Here is a 22,422-nt window from a genome sequence, read left to right on the forward strand (position 1 = left end):
TTACCGTACGGCGGTGAGCGAAACGCACATCTTGAACCGGCTGGATTACCGGGAGCTCGAATCGACCGATGACCGGCTGGTGCTGGAGATGGAGAACCGGCCGGATCTCGCCAATGTCCGTGGCGCGCTGCAGGGCGGGCTGGTCGCGACGCTCATCGATATCGCGGCGGGCATGTTGGCCGGCAATGCCAGCGGGGCCGGGTACGACGTGACGACCGCGGATCTCAACATCCACTTCCTGGCGCCGATCATGGGCACCGCCCGCGCGGAGGCCAGAATCGTGCGGGCCGGCAAACGGCTCATCGTGACCTCGGTCGATGTCACCGATGTCACCCGCGACCGGCTCGCCGCGCGCGCGACGCTGACCTTCGCGGTGCTCGCACCGCGTTAGGACCGGCGAAAACCGGGCTTCCAGTTCCGGCGTGGCCCACGGATATCCACCGAACCGCACACCACCTTTCCGGTGAGGACGATATGCGGGGTGCCCTCGGCGGGCGCGTCGCGACGGTGGTCATTGGCGCTGCCCACCACGACCTCGACATCGTCGATGGAGGCGCTCGCGCCGTCGGGCAGACGCAGGTCCAGACCACCGAATCGCATGTCGAGTTCCACCACGATCATCGGGCCCGCGAACCGCGCCCGGGTCAGGTCCAGATCCACCGAACCCATCCGCCGGTGCAGCGCCAGCCGGGTCGGAACCACCCATTCCCCATGACGTTTCAGCGAGCCCAGCACACCGCGCAGCTCGACCCGGTCGGCGGCCGAGGTGATGATGGCGCCGGGGCCGGGCAGATCACCGACGAGCGCTTCCAGATCGGTGTGCAGCCGTGCCTGCGACACCAGCGCCGAGCGTTCCTCGAACTCACCGATGTCGATCAGCCCGAGCGCCACCGCATTGTGCAGCCGTCGCAGGGTGCCGTTGCGGTCGGCGTCGGACACCCGCAGTGTCGTGAGGTCGTCGTTGTTCATCCCACAGACAGATTAGGCCAGATAATCCGGCGGCAATCCGTTGAGCATGTCGCGGCACATCCGCACCGCGTACTCGGAGCTGCCGCCGCCGACGATGAGCGCTGCGAACGCCATATCGCCGCGGTATCCGGTGAACCAGGCATGCGAGCCGCCGTTGAACTCGGCCTCCCCGGTCTTACCGCGCACATCGCCGAGGCCGTTGAGGTCCTTGGCGGTGCCATTGGTCACCACCAGCCGCATCATCGGGCGCAGACCGTCGATGATCTCCGGGCTCAGCGGCTCGCCGGTCTGCCCGCTCACCTCGGTCTCGCGTCCCTCGATCAGGTGCGGCACCGGCGTCCTGCCGGCCGCCACCGTCGCGGCGACCATGGCCATGCCGAACGGGCTGGCCAGCACCTTGCCCTGCCCGAAGCCGTCCTCGGTGCGCTCGGCCAGATCCACCGTCGGGGGCACCGATCCGGTCACCGTCGGCACCCCGTCGACGACGAAGTCCGGCCCCAGCCCGTACCGGGCCGCCGCGGTGGTGAGTCCGCGCGGCGGCATGGTGCTGGCCAGTTCGGCGAAGGTGGTGTTGCAGGAGTTCGCAAAGGCCCGTGACAGCGGCACCGTGCCCAGGTCGAAGGCGTTGTAGTTGGTGACGGTGCGATGGCCGATATCGAGTGTGCCCGGGCAGCCCAGCAGTGTGTTCGGGGTGGCCATATCGCGTTCCAGCGCCGCGGCGGCGGTCACGATCTTGAACGTCGACCCCGGTGGGTACAGGCCCATGGTGGCCGTCGGCCCGTCGACATCGGCGGCGGCGTTCTGCGCGACGGCCAGGATCTCGCCGGTCGACGGTTTGATCGCGACGATCATCGCCTTCTTGCCCACCATGTCCACCGCGTCCTGGGCGGCGTTCTGCACGGCACGGTCCAGGCTGATGGTCACCGAGGGCGCCGGGGTTCCGGACTCCTCGTTGAGCACGGCGACGTCCACGCCGTTCTGATTGACGCTGACCACCCGCCAGCCGGGCTCCCCGACCAGGTCCGGCGTGACGGCCTTCTTGACCTCCGCCACGATGGCGGGCGCGAAGGTGTCGTCGGTGGCCAGCATCTCGGGTTGCGGGGTGATGACCACACCGGGCCGGTTGGCGATCGCGGGGAACACCCGGTCGTAGTCGGATTTGCGCAGCGTGATCAGGCTCAGCGGGGTGGTACGTGAGCTGGCTTCTTCAGCGAGCCGCTGGGCGTCCATGGTGTTGTCGAACGGGCGCAGCGCATCGGCGACCGCACGGGCGGTGGGCATCAGGTCGGCGCCGGCCGCCCTGGCGTCCAGCGCGTAGTGATAGAGGTATCCGGGCACCAGCACATCGCTGCCGCCGCGCTCGTTGACCGAGGCCCGTCCCGGCGGATCGGCGCGCAGCGCCAGCGTCTGGTTGGCGCCCAGCCCCGGATGCAGCGCGGTGGCATTCCAGCGCACCTGCCACAGGCCCTCGTTGCGCACCATGTTGAGCTCGCCGTCGTAGGTCCAGGTCCGGTCCTTCGGCAGGTGCCAGGTGTAGCGGAACTTCACGGTGCCGGTGTCCAGCGCGTACTTGGAGCCGGTGATCTGGGTGTCCAGCCGCCGGGCCTGCAGCCCCGACCACGCCTCGTTGAGGGCGGACTGCGCCTCGGCAGGCTTGTCGGACAGGTGAGCGGCACCGGCCGTGTCCCCGGTGACCAGCGCCTCGAAGAACTGCGCGGCAATCGGTTCGGGCCCATCCGGTTTGGGCGTGCAGGCAGTGAGGGAAGCAACCGTCGCGAGGGCGACGAGGATCGCGGCCATGCTCAGCACGCGCGATGCCCGTGATGCTGTTGAGGTTGTTGATGCCAGCGATGTCATTGTGGCTGATGTTACGAGCGTGACGGCCGCATCTCCCGCAGGCGCACCGAGACGGAACCGTGATGCTCCCGAGATGCTCAGTCGAGCAGGATGGTCGCGAACGTGCCGACCTGGGTGAAACCGATCTTTGCGTAGGTGGCCCGGGCGACCTCGTTGAATCCGTTGACATACAGGCTGGCGATCCGACCGCCGCGCAGCACCGCCTCCGACACCGTGGCGGTGCCCGCCGCCCCGAGGCCGCGGCCCCGCCATTGCGGGTGCACCCAGACGCCTTGGATCTGGCCGACGGTCGGCGACTGCGAACCGATCTCGGCCTTGAACACGACCTCGCCGCGCTCGAACCGCGCCCAGGCCCGGCCCGCCGCGATCAGACCCGCCACCCGGCGCCGGTAGCTGCGGCCACCGTCGCCCAGGCGCGGGTCGATGCCCACCTCACCGATGAACATCTCGATCGCCGCGACCAGGTAGGCGTCCAACTCCTCCATCCGGACCGGCCGCACGAACGGGTCGGATGCACAGAGCGCCGGGCCGTCCAGCGCCATCAACGGCTGGTCGGCCCGAACATCGCGCGCGGTCCCCCAGCCCGGTTCCAGCCGCTGCCACAGCGGCAGCACCAATTCGGCCCGGCCCACCAGCGAAGAACATCGGCGTGGCCCGCTGAGCGCCTTGTCGGCGAAGGCCGACACGTCATCGGCACTGCCGCGCAACGGAATCAGATTCGCCCCGGAGTAGCACAGGGATTCGCCCGGGTTGCGGCGAGTCCACAGCTCGCCACCGATCGCATTGGGGTCCACACCGAAATCGAGCACCCGGCAGGCCACCATGCACGACGCGACCGGATCGGTCTCCAGCACCGCGCGCACCTGTTCCACGTCCCGAACCACCGACACCTGTCGGTCGTCAGTGACACGTGACAGCGGTGGAGCCGACATTGGTGGACTCTTTCTGGGCCAGCCGGATCAGGTGACCCCGCTCACAGGGCCGAACTTCAGCTTACGGTGACAACCGGCGGTCCGGAGGTGGTTCCTGCGGCCTCGGACTCCTCGGCGATGCGCATGGCCTCCTCGATGAGCGTCTCGACGATCATCGCCTCCGGCACCGTCTTGATCACCTCGCCCTTGACGAAGATCTGGCCCTTGCCGTTCCCCGAGGCCACGCCGAGGTCGGCCTCGCGCGCCTCGCCGGGTCCGTTTACGACACAGCCCATCACCGCGACGCGCAACGGGATCTCCATGCCCTCCAGACCCGCGGACACCTCGTTGGCGAGTTTGTAGACGTCCACCTGGGCACGCCCGCACGACGGGCAGGACACGATCTCCAGCCCGCGGGGACGCAGGTTCAGCGACTCCAGGATCTGGTTGCCGACCTTGATCTCCTCGATCGGCGGCGCGGACAGCGACACCCGGATGGTGTCGCCGATGCCCTTGGACAGCAGCGCACCGAAGGCGACCGCGGACTTGATGGTGCCCTGGAACGCCGGACCGGCCTCGGTGACACCCAGATGCAGCGGGTAATCGCATCGCTCGGCCAGTTGCTCGTAGGCGGCCACCATGATCACCGGATCATTGTGCTTGACGCTGATCTTGATATCGCCGAAGCCGTGTTCCTCGAACAGCGAGGCCTCCCACAACGCCGATTCGACCAGCGCCTCCGGGGTGGCCTTGCCGTACTTCTTCATCAGCCGAGGATCGAGCGAACCGGCGTTGACCCCGATGCGGATCGGGATGTTGGCTGCCGCAGCCGCTTTCGCGACCTCTTTGACCCGGCCGTCGAACTCCTTGATATTGCCCGGATTGACCCGGACAGCGGCGCAGCCCGCGTCGATGGCGGCAAAGATGTACTTGGGCTGGAAGTGGATGTCGGCGATGACCGGGATGTTGGCCTTCTTGGCGATCGCCGGCAGCGCGTCGGCATCCTCCTGCCGCGGGCAGGCCACGCGCACGATGTCGCACCCCGACGCGGTCAGTTCCGCGATCTGCTGCAGCGTCGCGTTGATGTCGTGGGTCTTGGTGGTGCACATCGACTGCACTGCGATCGGATACTCGCTGCCGACACCGACATCCTTGACCATCAGCTGACGGGTCTTGCGGCGCGGGGCCAGCGTGGGCGGTGGCGGGGCGGGCATGCCCAGACCGATGGACGTCATATGGATCGTCTCCTACTGGCTGTGCAGATCTACTGGAAAAGTCGGATGGGATTGACCAGGTCCGCGGTCACGGTCAACAACATGTAGCCGACCACGAACACCAGCACGACATAGGTGGCGGGCATGAGCTTGAGATAGTTGACCGGCGCCGCGGCGACTTTGCCACGTGCCGCCCGAATCATATTGCGGATCTTTTCGTACGTGGCGATCGCGATGTGGCCGCCGTCGAAGGGCAACAGCGGGATCAGGTTGATCGCACCCAGAACGAAGTTGAGTTGCGCGAGGAAGAACCAGAACGCCACCCACAGCCCGTGATCGACGGTGTCGCCACCGATGATCGAGGCGCCCACCACCGAGATCGGCGTCTCCGGGTCGCGCTCGCCGCCGCCGATGGCGTCCACCAGGGCACCGATCTTGGTGGGGATCTTGGCCAGCGCCTTGCCGAGTTCGACGGCGAGATCCCCGGTGAACGCGAAGGTGGCCGGGATCGCCGACAGCGGGTTGTAGTGGGTGGGGCCCGGGGGCAGCGCGGCGCTGACACCGATGGCGCCGACCGTTTCGGGCGCCTCGGCCTCGGTCGAGGTGAAGCGCTGGGTCTGCGCGACGTCGATGACGGTGGACAGCCGCTGTCCGTCGCGCTCGTAGACAAACTGCACAGGCCCATCGAGCTGGCGGATGGCGGCCGCCATATCGGCGAACGTCGCCACATCGGTGTCGCCGACCTTGACGATCGTGTCACCGCCCTGGATGCCGGCCAACGCGGCAGGACCCGGCCCGGGCTGCGGGCACGGCCCGTAGGGATCCTCCCCACCCTTGGCGACCTGCGGTGCCACACAAGCGGTTTCACCGACGATCGCGGTGGTCGGCGGATGCAGGTTGGGCAGGCCCCAGATGATGGCGATGGAGTAGATGAGGACCAGTCCGATGATGAAGTTCATCGCCGGACCGGCGAACAGCACCGCGACGCGCTTCCACACCTTCTGCTTGTACATCGCGTAGGGGCGGTCTTCGGGTGCCATCTCCTCCACGGAGGTCATCCCCGCGATATCGCAGAAACCGCCCAGTGGGACCGCCTTGACGCCGTACTCGGTGCTGCCGAGCTTGTTGGGCCGATGCGTCGACCACAGCGTGGGCCCGAAGCCCACGAAGTAGCGACGCACCTTCATTCCGGTGGCCCTGGCCACCCACATGTGGCCGCATTCGTGCAGAGCCACCGACACCAGGATGGCCAGCGCGAACGCCACGATGCCGAAAGCGAACATCATCGGCTTGCTACTACCTCCCGGTCAACGGCACTGCGGGCCCGGTCGCGGGCCCAGTCCTGCGCGTCAAGTATTTCTTCCACGGTAGCGGGTTCGGCCGCCCACTGATCTGCGGCGTGCAGCACATCGGCGATGGTGCGCACGATCGCCGGGAATTTCAGCCGGCCCGCCAGAAACGCCTCGGCAGCCTCTTCGTTGGCGGCGTTGTAGACGGCGGTCAGGCTGCCGCCCCGCCGGCCGGCCTCGCGGGCCAGGTTCACCGCCGGGAACACCGCGTCATCCAGCGGCTCGAATGTCCAGGTCGACGCCGTCGTCCAGTCACAGGCGGTGGCGGCGCCGGGCACCCGTTGCGGCCAGCCCAGCGCCAGCGCGATGGGCAGCCGCATGTCCGGCGGACTGGCCTGCGCGATGGTCGAACCATCGGTGAAAGTCACCATGGAATGCACGATGGACTGCGGGTGCACGACCACGTCGATGCGGTCGTAGTCGATACCGAACAGCAGATGCGTCTCGATGAGCTCAAGTCCCTTGTTGACCAGCGACGCCGAGTTCAGAGTGTTCATCGGGCCCATCGACCAGGTCGGATGCGCGCCGGCCTGGTCAGGGGTGACGGCCTCCAGGTCCGCGGCGGCCCAGCCCCGGAACGGCCCTCCCGAAGCGGTCAGCACCAGCCGGGCGACCTCATCGGCGCTGCCCGACCGCAGACACTGCGCCAGTGCCGAGTGTTCGGAATCGACCGGCACGATCTGCCCGGGCGCGGCGGCCCTGAGCACCAGCGGCCCGCCCGCGACCAGTGACTCCTTGTTCGCCAGCGCCAATCGGGCTCCGCTGTGCAACGCGGCCAGCGTCGGCTTGAGTCCGAGCGCACCGACCAGTGCGTTGAGCACCACATCGGCCTCGGTCTCCTCCACGATGCGGGTGGCCGCCTGCTCTCCGATATGGGGCACATCGCCGAGCTGGTCGGCGGCCCTCGGGTCGGCGACGGCGATGTTGCGCACCCCGGTCTGCGCGCGCTGCGCGGCAAGCACATCTGGGTTGCCGCCTCCGGCGGCCAGCCCGACCAGTTCGAACCGGTCCGGGTTGGCGGCGATGACCTCGAGCGCCTGGGTGCCGATGGAACCGGTGCTGCCCAGGATCAGGACGCGACAGCGTGCGGCGGAAGAACTCACCGGTTCATTGTGCCCCTTTTTGCCGCCGGACCCATCCGGACGCACGGTAGCGCCGAATGAGGTGTGTAAGGCGAAACGGGCATGGCACTGGGCCGGCCCGCCAACAAGGAAGTTGAGCCATATGACTCTCACACCCAATCGGATCGCCATTGTCGGGTTCGCCGCGGTGGCAGCGCTGGGGCTGTCCGCCTGTTCGGGCGGAAGTTCGTCCACCGAAAGCAGTGCCAGCGAGGCCAGCTCGTCGGTCTCCTCCATGACCTCATCGATGGCGCCGGAGACCACCAGCTCCGCCGCAGCCGCGCCCGCCGGCGCGTTGATCGGTACCGGATGCGCCGCCTACGCCGAACAGGTGCCGACCGGCCCCGGCTCGGTCACCGGCATGGCAGCAGATCCGGTCACCGTCGCCGCATCCAACAACCCCATGCTCACGACGCTGACGCAGGCCCTTTCCGGCCAGCTGAACCCCGACGTCAACCTGGTCGACACCCTCAACGGCGGCGAGTTCACCGTCTTCGCACCGACCGATGACGCATTCGCCAAGATCGACCCGGCCACCATCGAGACGCTGAAGACCGACTCCGAGCTGCTGACCTCGATCCTGACCTACCACGTGGTGCCGGGCCAGGCGAGCCCCGACCAGGTGGCCGGTGACCACGAGACCGTGCAGGGCGAGAGCGTCACCGTCACCGGCGCCGGTGACGACCTCATGGTCGGCGACGCCGGCCTGGTGTGCGGTGGCGTGCAGACCGCCAACGCCACCGTCTACATGATCGACACGGTGCTGATGCCCCCGGCAGCCTGAGCCGCGCTGCCCGGGTGACCCGATGAGCCGGCGGGGCAGCCTTTTCCCCCGACCTGGCTGCCCCGCCTCATCGGAAACCGTCCCTACCCAACCAGAAGCCAAGACGATCAAACGAAGGATCACCTCGATGCATTTCTCGATGAACACCCAGAAGATCGCCGGCGTCGCATGTGCCGCGGCAGCCGCCTCCGGCCTGCTGTTCGCCTCGACCGGCGTCGCGAACGCCGAACTCGTCGGCCCCGGCTGCGCGGCCTACGCCGCACAGAACCCGGAGGGCCCGGCCTCGGTGACGGGCATGGCCATGGATCCGGTCGCCGTCGCGGCGTCGAACAACCCGATGCTCAAGACGCTGACCCAGGCCCTGTCCGGTCAGCTGAACCCCAACGTCAACCTGGTCGACACGCTCAACGCCGCGCCGTCGCTGACGGTGTTCGCGCCCACCGACGAGGCGTTCGCGAAGATCGACCCGGCCACCATCGAGACGCTGAAGACGGATTCGGCTCTGCTGACCAGCATCCTGACCTATCACGTGGTCGAGGGACAGGCCAGCCCCGAGCAGGTCGTCGGCATGCACAAGACCATGCAGGGCGCCGAGGTGAACGTCACCAACGCGGCCATGATGGGTATGCCCGCCGACCTCAAGGTCAACGACGCGTCGGTGGCCTGCGGTGGCGTGCAGACCGCCAATGCCACCGTCTACCTCATCGACACGGTGCTGATGCCCCCCATGTGATCTGAACCCATCGATACCAGCCCGGCCGTCTCCACGGCCGGGCTGGTTCGGTTTGCTGCCATCCAAATGCGTTGTGGTGACGAATAACTCACATGACGACTCTGATCGCGATCGGCTTTATCGGCGGTCTCATCACCGGCATCTCACCGTGCATCCTGCCGGTGCTGCCGGTGATCTTCTTCTCCGGCACCCAGGCCGGGAGCACCGCGGCCGCCGAGCCCGGTGCCGTGGCCACCGTGCCCGCGCTGTCGTCGCGACTGCGGCCCTACCTCGTGATCGCCGGCCTGGTGCTGAGCTTCAGCATCGTCACCCTCGTCGGTTCGGCCCTGCTGTCGCTGCTGCACCTGCCCCAGGACACCATCCGCTGGGTGGCGCTGGTGGCGCTCGTCGCGATCGGGCTCGGCCTGATCTTCCCGCAGTTCGAAGCGATCCTGGAAAAGCCGTTCTCCCGGTTGCCGCAGAAGCAGTTCGGTTCCGGCAACGGCGGTTTCGGCCTCGGGCTGGCGCTGGGTGTGCTGTACGTGCCGTGCGCCGGTCCGGTGCTGGCCGCCATCGTGGTCGCCGGCGCCACGGGCACGATCGGGGCAGACATCATCGCCTTGACCCTGGCCTTCGCGGTCGGGGCGGCCCTGCCGCTGCTGTTCTTCGCCCTGGCCGGGCGGCGGGTGGCCGAACGGGTCGCCGCGTTCCGCCGCCGGCAGCGCGAAATCCGGTTGTTCGCAGGCGTGGTCACGATCCTGCTGGCGGTGGCGCTGGTGTTCAACCTGCCCGCGGTGCTGCAGCGCGCGATCCCCGACTACACCGCCGCCCTGCAGGAGCAGGTGGGCGGCGAGGAGACGCTGCGCGAACAGCTCAACCTGGGTGGTCTGGTCAACGAGCAGAACGCCGAGCTCTCGAACTGCACCAATGGCGCGCCCGAACTGGAAAGCTGCGGAACCGCACCGGATATCAGGGGCATCACCACGTGGCTCAACACTCCCGGCGGTGCACCCGTCGACCTGAAGTCCCTGCGCGGCAAGGTCGTCCTGATCGACTTCTGGGCATACTCATGCATCAACTGCCAGCGCGCGACACCTCATCTGGTCGACTGGTACGACGCCTACCGTGATCGCGGTTTCGAGGTGATCGGCGTGCACACACCCGAGTACGCGTTCGAGAAGGTGCAGGCCAACGTCGTCAGCGGCGCGAAGGACCTCGGCATCACCTATCCCATCGCGATGGACAACGCGTTCTCGACGTGGACCAACTACCGCAACCGCTACTGGCCCGCGCACTATCTGATCGACAAGCAAGGCGTGGTGCGGCACACCAAGTTCGGCGAGGGCGACTATGCCACCACCGAAAGGCTGATCCGGCAGCTGCTCACCGACGGTGACGAGGCGGCCCTGCCGGCCGCGACCGAACGCTCGGACAGCACCCCGACGGCGCCCACCACCCCGGAGACGTACTTCAGCGTGGGCAAGGTCGTGAACTACGGCGGTACCGGTGTGTACGACGAGGGCACCCACACCTACGACTTCCCCGCCCGGTTGGCCGAGGACCGCTTCGCCCTGCGCGGGCCGTGGGCGCTGGACTACCAGGGGGTCACCGCGCAGTCCGACGGTGCCGCGATCAAGCTGAACTACCACGCCCGCAACGTGTACCTCGTGGTCGGCGGCACCGGCACCGTGCGGGTCACCCGCAACGGTGTCACCACCGAGCTGGCGGTCAGCGGCCCGCCCAACATGCGTCAGATCATCGCCGACGACAACGACGGCGCGGGCACCGTCGAGGTGGCTTTCGACGAAGGGCTGCAGGCCTATTCGTTCACCTACGGCTGAGCGCTGGTCTGCAGCGCAGTCACCGGAACCGGCCGATGATCGTCTCGGCGAACCGCAGCGTGGCGCCCCGCTGATCCTCGGCGGTGTTTCCAGCAGCCCATGGGGCAACCATGACGGCGGTGATACCGGCGTCCTCGGCGCGCCGGTACAGCTCGACCGACGGCGGATCCAGCAGCGCGAGGAGCACCTCGAACGGCTCGTCGGCACGTCCGTACTCGCGCCGTAGCGCGGTCAGCCGATCGACGTGGCGCACCGCTTCCTCCAGCACATAGGCGGTGCCGACCCAGCCGTCACACAACCGGGCGGCCCGGCGCAGCGCCGCCTCGGATTCACCCCCGCACAGGATCGGCACCGGCGCGGGCGGATGAGGCTCCAGCATCAACTCCGGCACCTGATAGTGCTCGCCGCTCCAGGACACCCAACCGCCCTGCCATAACGCCCGCAGCGCCGGGATCATCTCGTCGAGCCGCTTACCGCGGGTCGCGAAATCCTGCCGCATCAGCTCGTATTCCTCGCGCATCCAGCCCACCCCGACACCGAGGGACACCCGGCCCCCGGACACCTCCGCCGCAGTCGCCACCACCTTGGCGACCTCCAGCAGCGGCCGCGAGGGCGCCACATAGACGGCGTTGGAAAAGCGCAGCCGCGTCGTCAGTGCCGCCATCGCCCCGATCAGCACCCAGGAGTCCGGCCACGCGGTCTCGGGCGCCCAGCCCGGTTTCCCGCTCTCGGAGGGGTAACGCGACGTCAGTTCCCTCGGGTAGATCATGTGGTCCGCGCAGATCACGCCGTCGAACTCGGCCTCGTCGAGCATCTGAGCCAGTTTCAGCGCCTGCCGGGCGGGCATGAACGGTGTCCCGCTCCAGAATTGCATGTCAGTTGACTCCCGGCGGGACGCCGGCCTCGCGCTTACCGAGCAGCGAATGCCGCTTGCCGTAGCACAGATAGACCACCACCCCCAGCGCCATCCAGGCTGCGAACCGCACCCAGGTCAGGCCGGTGAGATTCAGCATCAACCACAGGCAGGCCACGATCGACGCGATCGGCAGCAGCGGTACCCACGGCACCCGGAACCCGCGCTTGAGGTCGGGGCGCGTTCGACGCAACACGATCACACCGGCCGAGACGAGCACGAAGGCGAACAGTGTGCCGACGTTGACCATCTCCTCCAGCTTGCCCACGGGGAACACCGACGCCGCGATGGCGATCAGCACCGCGACCAGCACGGTGATGCGCACCGGTGTGCCGTGCTCACCGGTGTGTGCCAGCGGCCGCGGCAACAAGCCGTCCCGCGACATCGCGAACAGGACCCGCGACAGGCCCAGCATCAGCACCATCACCACCGTGGTCAGTCCCGCCAGCGCGCCGATCGAGATGATCTTGGCGGCCCAGCCCACCCCGTTGAGTTCGAACGCGGTCGCCAGGTTGGGGTGTCCGTCGCCGGCCTCTCGCAGTTCCAGGTAGGGGGCCATGCCCGCGAGGACGATGGCCACGGCCACGTAGAGCACCGTGACGATGGCCAGCGACGCCAGGATGCCCTTGGCGACATCGCGCTGCGGGTCCTTGGTCTCCTCGGCGGTGGTGGCCACCACGTCGAAGCCGATGAACGCGAAGAACACGATGGAGGCCCCGGCCAGCAGACCGTAGACACCGTAGTGGCTACCGGCCGCCCCGGTCAGCAGGGAGAAGACCGACTGGTCCAGACCCGAGCCCGCCGCCTCGGTGCCGGACTCGGCGGGCGGGATGAACGGGTCGTAGTTGGCCATCTTGATGTAGAAGGCGCCGACGATCACGACCAGCAGCACGACGGCGACCTTGATCGCGGTGATCACCAGGCTGAAATGTGAGGACAGCTTGGTGCCCATGGCCAGCAGGCTGGCCACCACCGCGACGATCAGCAGGGCGCCCCAGTCGAAGTTCAACGGCCCGATCGCGGCGATGCCGCCGGAAAACCCGAACACCGTGCCCAGATAACTCGACCATCCCTTGGCGACCACGGCCGCGCCGATGGCGAATTCCAGGATCAGGTCCCAGCCGATGATCCAGGCGACGAACTCGCCGAAGGTGGCGTAGGAGAAGGTGTAGGCGCTGCCGGCCACCGGGACCGTGGACGCGAACTCGGCGTAGCAGAGCGCGGCCAGCCCGCAGGTGACCGCGGCGAGCAGAAACGACACCGATATCGCCGGCCCGGTGATGTTGGCGGCGGTCGACGCGGTGACCGTGAAGATGCCCGCACCCACCACGACCGACACCCCGAACACGGTGAGGTCCCACCAGGTCAGGTCTTTGCGGAGCCGGGTTCCCGGTTCGTCGGTATCGGCGATCGACTGTTCGACCGATTTCCTGCGCCAACTGGTCATCACGCTCGCAAGGTACCCACTGGCGGCCCGTTCTCATGCCCCATCGGGCGATATCGCCGCGGTATGTCAGAATGGCCGCAGTAATCCGGGCATTCGCGTGAGGAGTAACCGTGGGCAAGACCGAGGTCGAGCGCTACAACGGCGTCGACGTGGAAGACGTGCCGTCGGCGAAGTGGGGCTGGTCCACCGAGAACCCGCGCGTCCTGCACATCATCGGCATCGTCTCGGCGCTGTTCCTTGTCGCCATGACCCACGGCAACCACGTCGGGCACGTCGAAGACATCTTCCTGATCATCTTCGCGGTCATCATCCTCGGCATCGTCGCGCGCGACTGGATCGCCCGCAGCCGCGGCTGGTACCGCTAGCCCGCACCGCACCGAAACGCCCCGGAACCTCGGACAGGTTTCCGGGGCTTTTTCGTTGCGCCACTAGCGGACGGCGGTGAGATCCGGTCCGTCCGCCGGGTACCAGAGCGCGCAGCTGTGGAACTGCTCGACGGCGCCGACCGTGGCGGTGGTGACTCCGGCCGCGGCCAGTGCGTGCGTCTTGAAAGCCCGTGCGGCGGGGCTGAGCCGGTACTGCGTGCGATCGACACGGTAACCGACATCGGCGGTGGCGCAGTCGCCCCACATGGTCACCTCGGCGGTGCCGCGCTTGAGTGCGCCGGTCACATGGCGGCGCAGCCCGCGATCGGATTCGAACAACCGGGCGGGCACGGCCAGGGCGGCGGGCTCGGCGGGCAGGTCCTCGGCGTCACCTCCGGCGATATAGGTGGCCACGCCGAGAATCTCCAGCGGCCGCACGTCGCAGGAGGCCGGGACGACGACACTGACTTTCCATCCCGCCCGGACCCGGTCATAGAGCCAGCCGCCCGCTCCGGCAACCACATCGGCCGCACCCGTGGCCACCACCGTCAGGTCATAGGACAGCAAGGTGGTGGCAGATGCGCGCACCCCCACACCTCGGCGCTCGCCGAACAGCTGACGCTCATCGGGCCGGATCGAGTTGGCTTTCACGCGGGACGTCTCCTTCGCAAACCTGAACTGGGCGGAGTCGGCAGGGCCGTGCCACAAAGCGTGACATTTAATCGAGAATCTGTAAAGCTCTCGGAATGACGCTCTACGCCGGACGCGGGCCGCTGAGCCGTGATCCCGCCGGCTGGTTTTTTCCCGCGATACCGGACGAACTTGTCTTCATCGAACCGCATCCCCGGCGCGTGCAGGCAGTGCTCAACGGACGCAGCGTGATCGATACCGAAGCGGCACTGATGGTGCACCGCCGCGATCACCCGCTCAGCTATGCCTTCCCCGCTGCCGAGATCCACGGACTGCCCACCGAACCGGTTCCGGAGAAGCCGGGATACGTGCGGGTGCCGTGGGACGCCGTCGACCACTGGTCCGAGGAGGGGCGCACCCTGGTGCACTATCCGCCGAATCCGTACCACCGGGTGGACTGCCTGCCGACCAATCGTGGTCTGCGGGTCAGCGTCGGCGGCACGGTGGTGGTGGACACCACGGACACTGTGATCGTCTACGAGACCTCGCTGGCGCCAAGACTGTACGTCGATCCGGCCGCGGTGCGCACCGATCTGCTGCGCCGCAGCGAGACCACCAGTTACTGCAATTACAAGGGTTACGCGACGTACTGGTCGGCGATCGTCGACGAGCAGGTCTTCGCCGATGTGGCGTGGAGCTACGCCGACACCCCGCCGGAATCCGCAGCGATCACCGGCTTTCTGAGCTTCGATGACACCCGCGCCGATATCCTCGCCGAGCTGCCCGGTGGCGGCCGCGGCGACTGCGGTTGCGACACCTGAGTTTTCACCACACGAGAAGGGCACCCTCTTGGGCATCGTCACCACCAGCTCGGAAACCGCGTTCACGCAATCCGCGGAAGCGATCTACGATTTCGTCACCAACCCGGTCAACTGGGCCAAGACCTACCCGGGCGGACCGCGTATCACCGGCGTGCGGGAGACGTTGCCGCTGCAGGTCGGTGACACCTGGCAGGAGGCCCACCCCACCGAGGACAGGGTGTTCACCTGGCAGCTGGCGATCGCCACCCGGCCGCGGATGTGGGTGTTCAGTTCGGTGGGCCGCCTCGGCACCGATTACGAGGGCAACGGCGGATTCGAGGGCCGGATGACCATCGAATATCACTTCAGCCGACCCGATCCGGGTGTCACGCTGTTCGCGCGGACCATGACCATCGAGGCCTATCGCGATGCGCCGATGGGTGACGGGTTCTTCCGGATCGTCAATCCGTCTCATATCGACGCCTATCACGCCGCGGTGGCCCGCGAGCTCGACGCGCTCAGCTGAGCGCAAAGGCGCGGCGCAGTGCCGCGCCGTGGCGATCGAACATCTGACTGCTGCGCTCCCAGTTCGGGACCAGCGAGTCGAACCCGTGGCAGGTGCCCGGGACCACGTGCAGTTCGGTCGGAACCCCCGCCCACATCAGCCGTAGTGCGTAGTCGATGGCCTCGTCGCGCAGCGGGTCGAGTTCGGAGCAGCTGATGAAGGCCGGTGCCAGGCCGGTCAGGTCGGCAGCCCGGGCGGGCACCGCACCGGCCGGTGGGCGTTCACCGGCCAGGTAGTACCGCCACATCAATTCCGCTGCCGGACCGTCGAATCCGGGCGTCTGAGTGAACTCCTGCTTGGACGGGGTGAGACCATCGTCGAGCACCGGTTGGTGCAGCAGCTGGAACCGGAGCGGCGGGGCGGATCCGTCGGCGGCGCTTTGCGCCAGCCCGGCGGCCAGCGCGCCACCGGCGCTGCTGCCCGCGACCGCCAGCCGCTCGGCGGCCACCCCCCAATGCGCTGCGTTGTCCGCGGTCCAGTGCAGCACGGCCAACGCATCGTCGAACCCCGCCGGATACGGATGCTCCGGGGCCAGCCGGTAGTCCACCGAGATCACCGTGACGGCGGCGCGGCGGGCCAATTCGACGCACTGCAGATGATCGGTGTCCAGATTTCCCAGCACGAACGCACCGCTGTGGCAGTAGACCACCGCGCCCTGCGTGCCGCCGCGGTAGATGCGCACCGGTACCTCCTCGGAGGCCACCGCGTCCTCGATATCCACACCGGTGGTGTCGAGTTGGGCGGCGCCATCGGCGCGTCGCTGATTCAGGAAGGCGCGCACCGCCGGCAGCAGCTCTTCGGACAGGTCGGTGCGGGCCGCGACCAGGTGCCGCAACGCCGGATCCAGCCGGTGCATGATGTCCATCCCGGTCAACCGATCCGCAGGATCTGGCCGCCGTCGATCACCAGCTCCGAACCGGTGATGAACGAGGCCTTTTCGGACACCAGGAACGCCACGGCGTCGGCCACCTCGGTCGGGGTGCCCAGCCGACCCGCGGTGGAGGTCTCGGCCAGCCGGGTTTGGGTGCGTTCATCGAGCATCGGGGTGGCGATCGGGCCGGGGAACACCGCGTTGACCCGAATGCCCGCCGGTGCGAGTTCGACCGCGACGGCCTGGGTGAGACCGCGCAGCGCCCATTTCGACGAGCCGTAGGCGGCGTGGTTCGGGAACGGCCGGATGGCGCTGGTGCTGCAGGTGTTGACGATCGCGGCGCCTTCGGTGCCGGTCAGGTGCGGCAGCGCGGCCCGGATCCCGAGGAACGGGCCCAGGCAGTTGACCCGCCAGCTGTTTTCGAACCCGGCGGCGGTCTCGTCGGCGAGGGCGGCCCGGTGCAGTACACCGGCGTTGTTCACCAGAGCGCTCAACGCGCCGAAGCGTACGACGGTCGCGGCGACGACGGCGTTCCACTGCTCCTCGGAGGTGACATCGAGCTCCAGAGCGATGACGTTGTCACCGTACGGTGCTGTGCTGCTGTGCAATTCATCGAGTAACAGATCACAGGCCGCCACCTGGAATCCGTCGGCGTGCAGCCGGGCGACGATCGCCGCACCCTGTCCCCGCGCGGCTCCGGTCACCAGCGCCACCGGTTGGGTCATGACTGGGCCTCGCTCAGGTGCGCTGCCGCGCCACGGCGCAGCGCCTGGGATTCCGATGTCAGCGTGATCATCCGAAAACCGCTCTCGGCCATGGCCTTTCCAAGGGTACCCGTGCCGGCGTGGATACCGGTGATCAGTCCCGCCGCGGCGGCGGTGGCCGCGATCTCGGCCATGGCGGCCCGGATATCCGGGTGGGTCCAGACGTCGGCGAGCCGGTGGCCCATCGAGATGGCCAGGTCGGCGGGACCGACGTAGACACCCGTCAGGCCCGGTACCGCGCAGATCTCGTCGAGCGCCGCCAGCCCCCGCGCGGTTTCGATCATCACGTAGACGTCGGCGGCGGCCTCCAGCGCGGCGGTGTCGACTCCCAGGGAGGCCCGCAACGGCCCGAAGCTACGCACACCGGCCGGGGCGTAGCGGGTGGCGGCGACCGCGGCGGCGGCCTGGTCGGCCGATTCGACCATGGCGATGATCACCGCGTCGGCACCCGCGTCGAGCACCCGGCCGATCGGCGCCGGGGCTGCCGACGGCAGCCGAACCGCCGTGGCGATCGGCACGTGCTCGAGGCGGCGCAGCAGCAGCGCGACATCGGCGTCGTCGAGATAGCCGTGCTGGACGTCGAATCCGACGTAGTCGTACCCGGCCTGGGCGAATTCCTCGGGCCCGATGATGGTCGGCCCGACCACCCAGCCGCCCCAGATGTGGTCCTTGGCCGTCAGCGCGTCCTGCAGGCGGCTCATGCGACGATCGCGATCTTGACCCGCGTCGGGTCGGGCCGGCAGGCCTGCTCGAAGGCGGCCTGTGCCTCATGGGGTCCGAAGGTGTGCGTCAGGTAGGCGGGCAGCAGCTGCGGATGACGGCCCGCGAACGTGTCAGCGGCGGCCAGTACCCGCCGACGTTCCAGCGTCACACCGGATTTCAGGGTCAGATTGTTGCGCAGCATGGTGCGCATGCTGATCGGGTAACTGTCGTCATCGGGCACCCCGAAGTAGAACACCGTCGCGCCGAACGCGGCGGCGTCGAGGGCGTGGTTCAGGGTGGCGACCTGATGCCCGACCGTCTCGACAACGACGTCGAACTTGTCGGTGACATGGCGGACCCACCGATCGCTGGTCGCGCGGACCACCTCGTCGACACCGAACGCCGGGCCCAGCGCCTCACGGTCGACCGGATCGACACCGGTCACGTGGGCGGCGCCGGCGGCCTTGGCCACATAGGAGAACAGCAGTCCGATCGAGCCCTGCCCGATCACCGCGACCCGCTTGCCGGTCAGGTCGCCGAGTTGCTCGACGGTGTAGAGCACACAGGCCAGCGGTTGCAGCCCGATGGCGTGCTGTGGTGTCAGATCTGGCTCATAGCGGGATAATCCGTCACCGTCGGCCACCACCTGGGCCTGCAGTCCGTCGAATCCGGAGGCCCAGCCGACCACCCGGTCCCCCACCGCGTGCGCCGGGTGGGCACTGGCCAGCACCTCACCGGCGATCTCGTGGATCGGAAAGCCGTCCATCTCCGCGGCGCAGCATCCGGTGTCGCCGGGTAGCTTTCCCTGCGTTCCCCGGAAACCGGGCAGGTCGCTGCCGCAGATCCCGGCGGCCAGGAAGCGCAGCAACACCTGGCCGTCGGCCAGCTGCGCCGGGTCGGGTTCGGGCAGGTCGGTGCGTTCGAACGTGAACGGCGCGACCAGTCGGTAACACCACATCTAGACCTCCACCGGGATGTTATTCCAGCCCCACTGGAAACTCGACGGCGGCCGCGACGCGCGCTCGGTGCGGATGCGGTACTCGGGAACCCGCTTCAACCATTCCTGGATCATGATGGTCACCTCCAGGCGCGCCACGTGCACACCGAGGCAGAAGTGCTGGCCGTGCCCGAAGGACAGCAGTCGTTCGATCGGCCGGTTCCAGATGAACGCGTCCGGGTCCGGGTACTCGCGTTCGTCGCGGGCCGCCGAGGCCAACAACGTGATGATGCGCTGGCCGGGCTGGATGGTGGTGCCGTGAATCTCGTACGGTCGCCGGGCCGTTCGGGCGAACCACTGCGCGGGAGCGGTGTGGCGCAGGATCTCCTCCCGCGCGATCGGCACGTTGCCCTCCGGGTCGGCGCGCACCGCGGTGAGCTGATCGGGATGCTCGGCGAGCCGCCACAGACCGGTCGCGGTGATCTTGGGGACCGTCTCGGTGCCGCCGATGAAGACGCCCAGCATCTGGGTGGCGGCCTCGGTGTCGCTGAACCCCGAGCCGTCCGGCAGCACGAAGTTGATCAGACTGTCGGCGATCGGGACGCTGCCGTCGGCGCCTTCCGCGCGGCGCCGCGCGACGACAGGCGTCAGGTAGGACAGGAAGCCCGGCCGGGAGTTGGCGACCTCGACGCCCTCCCCCGGCTGAGCGAGGCTGCCTGCGTTGACAGTGGCGAGCACCTCGGGTGCCAGTTCGATTGGCAGACCGACGAACTCACACACCATCGAGGCGGCGACGTGCCCGCCGTAGTCCTGCGTCAGGTCGAAGGTTCCGCGGGGCAACAGCTCGTCGAGTCGTTCGTTGGCCAATGTCCGGATCCGGTCGGCGAGTTTGGCCGCCGACCGCGGCCGGAACTGCGACGAGGTGCAGCGCCGCACGTTCTCATACAGCGGCGAATCGAAGTTCGCGTGAAACGGCATGGGATGCATGGGTGGATCGGCGACCGGGCCGGTGTTGTGGTGCTCCAGCACGGCCGCGGACGGCAGCGTCCCCTCCGACGCCACGAAGGTGCCGTCGGTGAGCCGCAGCGCCTCCCAGATGTCGGAGAACCGGGACAGCGCGTAGGTGTCCCACTTCGGCAAGTAGTACACCGGGTGCTCATCGCGCAACACCCGGTAGTACGGAAGCGGGTCGGCCATCACCTCCGGGTCGAACGGATCATACGAGAAATCCGACGTCACAGGGGCTTTCATTGCAGCGGGGACGCGGGTAGCGCGGCCAGGATCGAGTCTTCCCAGCCGTCACGCAGCGCGGGCGCCACCGACATCCAGGTGACGATCTCGGGCGGCGGGGCGTCCTTCCAGGACGGGTAGTGGTTCTCGAAGCAGTCCCACCCGCCGTCCAGCGCCCAGTAGTGGATGACCTCGTTGAACCGGAAGGTGGTGGTGAACGATCCGAGCCAGCGCTTGCCGGTGCTCTCCGACCAGGGAACATAGAGCCGTTCCAGTTCGCGGATGTAGTCGTCCTGCCTGCCGGGCTTGGTCTGCATGATCTCCTGGATCACCAGTTCGGCCGTGAACCCTTCCTCCCGCAGTTCGGCCAGGTTCCGGTTCTGCGGTGCGGCGTACATGATCCGGCCCTCGCCGTGTGCGCCGATCCCGGAAAGGTAGGCCGCCCACTCGGTGGCCGCGGCGGCATGGCTGCCGCCGCGGGCCTGCGCCTTGCCGATCCGCGCGTAGTCGGCGAACGAGTCGATCTCCCAGATGATGGTGACCTGCGGCCAGCGCCCGTTGTAGGGAGTCGTCTCCCAAAGCGCGAACAACCGAGCACCGAGCTGTTCCATCATCGGCTGGTAGGTGCCGGTGAAGCGTTCGCTGAACTCATCGCTGCCGCCGCTGCCCAGCTCGATGGTCTCGTGCAGATACAGCAGCGTGTGGCGGTGGTATTTACGCACCCAGCGAGCGTGACATTTGAGCCGTGTTTTGTAAAGGTACGGGGGCCGCGTCGGCTATCGTTGCCCCATGACCATCGAGCCGCTGGCCAACGGGTTCTGCTTCGGCGAGGGCCCACGCTGGTTCGAGGGGCTGGTCTGGTTCTCCGACATGCTCGGCGAGGCCGTGCACACCGTCACGTTGCACGGTGAGATGTCGACCCTGCCGCTGCCCGGTCACGCGCCGTCGGGACTTGGCTTCCGGCCGGACGGCACCTTGCTGATCGCCTCCACCCGGCGACGCCAAATCCTGGCCTATGACGGTGAATCCGTCTCGGTACTGGCCGATATCGCCGATCTGGTGCCCGCGGACCTCGGCGATATGGTCGTGGACTCGGCGGGCCGGGCCTACATCGGTGCGCAGGCCCGCGACGGCGGCGTGATCGTGCGGCTGGACCTCGATGGCCGGGTGTCGGTGGTCGCCGGCGATCTCAGCTTTCCCAACGGCATGGTGATCACCCCCGACGGCGCCTTCGTGGTCGCCGAATCCACGGCCCGGCGCCTGAGCGCCTTCACCCTCGCCGACGACGGCGCCCTGCACGATCGACGGGTGTTCGCCGACGGGTTGGACGGCCCACCCGACGGGCTGGCCGTGGACGCCGATGGCGGGGTGTGGGCGGCGATGACCCTGGCGCATGCGTTCGAGCGCATCACCCCCGAGGGCGTCACCGACCGCATCGACATGGCCGGGCGGACTGCCATCGCCTGCGCACTGGGCGGGCCGGAGGGACGGACCCTGTTCCTGCTGTCCAGCACCGGCGCCTACCCGGAGCGCCTCATCGGCACCAAGCTGTCCACCCTCGACGCGGTCAGCGTCGACATCCCCGCGCCCTGACCCTCTGGAGACCACGAACGTGTCGGACTGTTATTACGAGCTCCTCGACGCCGACGACCCCGTCGGCGAGCGATTCGCCGCCACCGATCTGGTGCGCAGCACCTGGTCGGCGTCCATCCAGCACGGCGCCCCGCCGTCGGCACTGCTGGTGCGCGCCCTGGAACGTTGCGAGCAGCGCGAGGACACCCGGCTGAGCCGGGTGCTGATCGACCTACTGGGACCGGTGCCCGCCGAGGGCGACCTGTGGGTGCGGGCGCGCCGCGAGCGCTCGGGGAAGCAGATCGAGTTGATCACCGCCGAGATGCTCGCCCCCGGCCCGGATGGCTCCCCGCGCGCCGTCGCGCGCGCCAGCGGGTGGCGGTTGCAGCAGCAGGACACCACCGAGGTGGTGCACGCCCCCGCCCCGCCACTGCGTCCGCTGGCCGAGGCCCGCAGCAGGGACATGGCCAAGGACTGGGACACCAACTATGTGCACAGCATCGATTGGCGTTGGCTGACAAAGCCTTTGGCCGATGGACCCGGGGAATCCTGGCTGAGCCCCCTTGTCGACGTGGTCAAGGGCGAGACGATGACACCGTTGCAGAGACTGTTCACAGTGGCAGATGACGCCAACGGGATCGGCACCAAGATCGACATCCGGCAGTGGACGTTCCTCAACACCGACCTGGTGGTGCACATCCACCGGGTACCCGAAGGACCGTGGATCGGCATCCGGGCCGAGACGAACTACGGACCCGACGGTATCGGCACCACCCTGGGCACACTGTTCGACGAGAAGGGTGCCATCGGGGCCATCCAGCAGTCGGTTCTGGTGCGCCGCAGGCAGAGTCGCTAACGGTCCGCCTCC

At 68.1% G+C, this 22,422-nt stretch carries 24 protein-coding genes; 9 read left to right on the forward strand and 15 right to left on the reverse strand.

Going from position 1 to position 22,422, the window contains the following annotated elements; translation table 11 throughout:
- Window positions 1–13 precede the first annotated feature (13 nt).
- Entirely contained in the window at window positions 14–391 is a 378-nt protein-coding gene (locus tag EXE63_RS03235) for a PaaI family thioesterase (protein WP_168140779.1), read from the forward strand.
- Here the strand turns inward: EXE63_RS03235 and EXE63_RS03240 are convergent.
- The 6 genes from EXE63_RS03240 to dxr form a co-directional block, all read right to left on the reverse strand.
- On the reverse strand, window positions 388–969 hold the full coding sequence (locus tag EXE63_RS03240) for a DUF1707 SHOCT-like domain-containing protein (protein WP_105366587.1): 582 nt from the start codon (window positions 967–969) through the stop codon (window positions 388–390). The two genes, EXE63_RS03235 and EXE63_RS03240, sit on opposite strands and share 4 nt — an antisense overlap.
- Before the next feature lie 12 nt (window positions 970–981).
- Complete coding sequence (locus tag EXE63_RS03245) at window positions 982–2,817, reverse strand: penicillin-binding transpeptidase domain-containing protein (protein ID WP_168145369.1); 1,836 nt, start codon at window positions 2,815–2,817, stop codon at window positions 982–984.
- A gap of 86 nt (window positions 2,818–2,903) precedes the next feature.
- Window positions 2,904–3,758, reverse strand: coding sequence for a GNAT family N-acetyltransferase (locus EXE63_RS03250; protein ID WP_168140780.1), 855 nt, complete (start codon window positions 3,756–3,758; stop codon window positions 2,904–2,906).
- A gap of 56 nt (window positions 3,759–3,814) precedes the next feature.
- Window positions 3,815–4,972, reverse strand: coding sequence for a flavodoxin-dependent (E)-4-hydroxy-3-methylbut-2-enyl-diphosphate synthase (gene ispG, locus EXE63_RS03255; RefSeq protein WP_149445545.1), 1,158 nt, complete (start codon window positions 4,970–4,972; stop codon window positions 3,815–3,817).
- Between the two features lie 29 nt (window positions 4,973–5,001).
- Window positions 5,002–6,237, reverse strand: coding sequence for a M50 family metallopeptidase (locus EXE63_RS03260; protein WP_168140781.1), 1,236 nt, complete (start codon window positions 6,235–6,237; stop codon window positions 5,002–5,004).
- Window positions 6,234–7,403, reverse strand: a complete 1,170-nt coding sequence (gene dxr, locus EXE63_RS03265) for a 1-deoxy-D-xylulose-5-phosphate reductoisomerase (protein WP_234904352.1) — start codon at window positions 7,401–7,403, stop codon at window positions 6,234–6,236. Before dxr ends, EXE63_RS03260 begins: the two co-directional genes overlap by 4 nt.
- Before the next feature lie 121 nt (window positions 7,404–7,524).
- Between dxr and EXE63_RS03270 the strand changes: the two genes are divergently transcribed.
- The 3 genes from EXE63_RS03270 (at window position 7,525) to EXE63_RS03280 (ending at window position 10,758) form a co-directional block, all read left to right on the forward strand.
- Complete coding sequence (locus tag EXE63_RS03270; protein ID WP_168140783.1) at window positions 7,525–8,205, forward strand: fasciclin domain-containing protein; 681 nt, start codon at window positions 7,525–7,527, stop codon at window positions 8,203–8,205.
- 127 nt (window positions 8,206–8,332) lie between these two features.
- Entirely contained in the window at window positions 8,333–8,938 is a 606-nt protein-coding gene (locus EXE63_RS03275; RefSeq protein WP_210000204.1) for a fasciclin domain-containing protein, read from the forward strand.
- 92 nt (window positions 8,939–9,030) lie between these two features.
- Complete coding sequence (locus EXE63_RS03280) at window positions 9,031–10,758, forward strand: cytochrome c biogenesis protein DipZ (RefSeq protein WP_168140784.1); 1,728 nt, start codon at window positions 9,031–9,033, stop codon at window positions 10,756–10,758.
- Between the two features lie 19 nt (window positions 10,759–10,777).
- On the opposite strand, the gene EXE63_RS03285 is transcribed toward EXE63_RS03280, so the two are convergent.
- Both EXE63_RS03285 and EXE63_RS03290 read right to left on the reverse strand, forming a co-directional pair.
- On the reverse strand, window positions 10,778–11,632 hold the full coding sequence (locus EXE63_RS03285; protein ID WP_168140785.1) for a TIGR03619 family F420-dependent LLM class oxidoreductase: 855 nt from the start codon (window positions 11,630–11,632) through the stop codon (window positions 10,778–10,780).
- A gap of 1 nt (window position 11,633) precedes the next feature.
- The gene (locus EXE63_RS03290) at window positions 11,634–13,118 is read right to left on the reverse strand and encodes an amino acid permease (protein WP_168145371.1); all 1,485 of its coding nucleotides are present in this window, start codon (window positions 13,116–13,118) and stop codon (window positions 11,634–11,636) included.
- 110 nt (window positions 13,119–13,228) lie between these two features.
- Between EXE63_RS03290 and EXE63_RS03295 the strand changes: the two genes are divergently transcribed.
- The gene (locus EXE63_RS03295) at window positions 13,229–13,483 is read left to right on the forward strand and encodes a DUF2631 domain-containing protein (RefSeq protein ID WP_168140786.1); all 255 of its coding nucleotides are present in this window, start codon (window positions 13,229–13,231) and stop codon (window positions 13,481–13,483) included.
- Between the two features lie 63 nt (window positions 13,484–13,546).
- Here EXE63_RS03295 and EXE63_RS03300 read toward each other — a convergent pair whose 3' ends face one another.
- Window positions 13,547–14,134, reverse strand: a complete 588-nt coding sequence (locus EXE63_RS03300; RefSeq protein WP_234904353.1) for a hypothetical protein — start codon at window positions 14,132–14,134, stop codon at window positions 13,547–13,549.
- A 95-nt stretch (window positions 14,135–14,229) separates the two neighbouring features.
- On the opposite strand from EXE63_RS03300, the gene EXE63_RS03305 reads away from it, so the two are divergent.
- Both EXE63_RS03305 and EXE63_RS03310 read left to right on the forward strand, forming a co-directional pair.
- A complete protein-coding gene (locus tag EXE63_RS03305; protein ID WP_168140787.1) occupies window positions 14,230–14,934 on the forward strand; it encodes a DUF427 domain-containing protein in 705 nt (234 codons plus the stop codon).
- A 28-nt stretch (window positions 14,935–14,962) separates the two neighbouring features.
- On the forward strand, window positions 14,963–15,439 hold the full coding sequence (locus EXE63_RS03310) for an SRPBCC family protein (protein ID WP_168140788.1): 477 nt from the start codon (window positions 14,963–14,965) through the stop codon (window positions 15,437–15,439).
- On the opposite strand, the gene EXE63_RS03315 is transcribed toward EXE63_RS03310, so the two are convergent.
- The 6 genes from EXE63_RS03315 to EXE63_RS03340 are packed head-to-tail and all read right to left on the reverse strand — an operon-like array spanning window position 15,432 to window position 20,704.
- The gene (locus EXE63_RS03315; RefSeq protein ID WP_210000207.1) at window positions 15,432–16,343 is read right to left on the reverse strand and encodes an alpha/beta hydrolase; all 912 of its coding nucleotides are present in this window, start codon (window positions 16,341–16,343) and stop codon (window positions 15,432–15,434) included. The genes EXE63_RS03310 and EXE63_RS03315 overlap by 8 nt on opposite strands.
- A gap of 5 nt (window positions 16,344–16,348) precedes the next feature.
- Window positions 16,349–17,074, reverse strand: coding sequence for an SDR family NAD(P)-dependent oxidoreductase (locus tag EXE63_RS03320; protein WP_168140790.1), 726 nt, complete (start codon window positions 17,072–17,074; stop codon window positions 16,349–16,351).
- On the reverse strand, window positions 17,071–17,814 hold the full coding sequence (locus EXE63_RS03325) for an HpcH/HpaI aldolase family protein (protein ID WP_168140791.1): 744 nt from the start codon (window positions 17,812–17,814) through the stop codon (window positions 17,071–17,073). Before EXE63_RS03325 ends, EXE63_RS03320 begins: the two co-directional genes overlap by 4 nt.
- Window positions 17,811–18,773 (reverse strand): zinc-binding dehydrogenase, encoded by a 963-nt coding sequence (locus tag EXE63_RS03330; RefSeq protein ID WP_168140792.1) that lies wholly within the window; start codon window positions 18,771–18,773, stop codon window positions 17,811–17,813. Before EXE63_RS03330 ends, EXE63_RS03325 begins: the two co-directional genes overlap by 4 nt.
- Window positions 18,774–20,003 (reverse strand): cytochrome P450, encoded by a 1,230-nt coding sequence (locus EXE63_RS03335; protein WP_168140793.1) that lies wholly within the window; start codon window positions 20,001–20,003, stop codon window positions 18,774–18,776.
- Window positions 20,000–20,704 (reverse strand): NIPSNAP family protein, encoded by a 705-nt coding sequence (locus EXE63_RS03340; RefSeq protein WP_168140794.1) that lies wholly within the window; start codon window positions 20,702–20,704, stop codon window positions 20,000–20,002. The genes EXE63_RS03335 and EXE63_RS03340 overlap by 4 nt, the downstream gene beginning before the upstream one ends.
- Window positions 20,705–20,771: 67 nt before the next feature.
- Here EXE63_RS03340 and EXE63_RS03345 point away from each other — a divergent pair, with 67 nt between their 5' ends.
- The gene (locus tag EXE63_RS03345) at window positions 20,772–21,575 is read left to right on the forward strand and encodes an SMP-30/gluconolactonase/LRE family protein (RefSeq protein WP_168140795.1); all 804 of its coding nucleotides are present in this window, start codon (window positions 20,772–20,774) and stop codon (window positions 21,573–21,575) included.
- Between the two features lie 19 nt (window positions 21,576–21,594).
- Window positions 21,595–22,410 carry a thioesterase family protein gene (locus EXE63_RS03350; RefSeq protein ID WP_168140796.1) on the forward strand — a complete coding sequence of 272 codons (816 nt, stop codon included), beginning with the start codon at window positions 21,595–21,597 and terminating at the stop codon, window positions 22,408–22,410.
- Window positions 22,411–22,422: the final 12 nt, after the last annotated feature.

Source organism: Mycolicibacterium frederiksbergense (assembly GCF_012223425.1).
GTDB lineage: Bacteria > Actinomycetota > Actinomycetes > Mycobacteriales > Mycobacteriaceae > Mycobacterium > Mycobacterium frederiksbergense.

What these genes read in the sequence shown, in the direction of transcription:
- EXE63_RS03240 (WP_105366587.1), bottom strand. Translation starts at nt 969, where the DNA reads ATGAACAACGACGACCTCACGACACTGCGGGTGTCCGACGCCGACCGC.
- EXE63_RS03250 (WP_168140780.1), bottom strand. Translation starts at nt 3,758, where the DNA reads ATGTCGGCTCCACCGCTGTCACGTGTCACTGACGACCGACAGGTGTCG.
- ispG (WP_149445545.1), bottom strand. Translation starts at nt 4,972, where the DNA reads ATGACGTCCATCGGTCTGGGCATGCCCGCCCCGCCACCGCCCACGCTG.
- EXE63_RS03260 (WP_168140781.1), bottom strand. Translation starts at nt 6,237, where the DNA reads ATGATGTTCGCTTTCGGCATCGTGGCGTTCGCGCTGGCCATCCTGGTG.
- EXE63_RS03270 (WP_168140783.1), top strand. Translation starts at nt 7,525, where the DNA reads ATGACTCTCACACCCAATCGGATCGCCATTGTCGGGTTCGCCGCGGTG.
- EXE63_RS03275 (WP_210000204.1), top strand. Translation starts at nt 8,333, where the DNA reads ATGCATTTCTCGATGAACACCCAGAAGATCGCCGGCGTCGCATGTGCC.
- EXE63_RS03280 (WP_168140784.1), top strand. Translation starts at nt 9,031, where the DNA reads ATGACGACTCTGATCGCGATCGGCTTTATCGGCGGTCTCATCACCGGC.
- EXE63_RS03285 (WP_168140785.1), bottom strand. Translation starts at nt 11,632, where the DNA reads ATGCAATTCTGGAGCGGGACACCGTTCATGCCCGCCCGGCAGGCGCTG.
- EXE63_RS03290 (WP_168145371.1), bottom strand. Translation starts at nt 13,118, where the DNA reads ATGACCAGTTGGCGCAGGAAATCGGTCGAACAGTCGATCGCCGATACC.
- EXE63_RS03305 (WP_168140787.1), top strand. Translation starts at nt 14,230, where the DNA reads ATGACGCTCTACGCCGGACGCGGGCCGCTGAGCCGTGATCCCGCCGGC.
- EXE63_RS03315 (WP_210000207.1), bottom strand. Translation starts at nt 16,343, where the DNA reads ATGGACATCATGCACCGGCTGGATCCGGCGTTGCGGCACCTGGTCGCG.
- EXE63_RS03320 (WP_168140790.1), bottom strand. Translation starts at nt 17,074, where the DNA reads ATGACCCAACCGGTGGCGCTGGTGACCGGAGCCGCGCGGGGACAGGGT.
- EXE63_RS03325 (WP_168140791.1), bottom strand. Translation starts at nt 17,814, where the DNA reads ATGAGCCGCCTGCAGGACGCGCTGACGGCCAAGGACCACATCTGGGGC.
- EXE63_RS03330 (WP_168140792.1), bottom strand. Translation starts at nt 18,773, where the DNA reads ATGTGGTGTTACCGACTGGTCGCGCCGTTCACGTTCGAACGCACCGAC.
- EXE63_RS03335 (WP_168140793.1), bottom strand. Translation starts at nt 20,003, where the DNA reads ATGAAAGCCCCTGTGACGTCGGATTTCTCGTATGATCCGTTCGACCCG.
- EXE63_RS03345 (WP_168140795.1), top strand. Translation starts at nt 20,772, where the DNA reads ATGACCATCGAGCCGCTGGCCAACGGGTTCTGCTTCGGCGAGGGCCCA.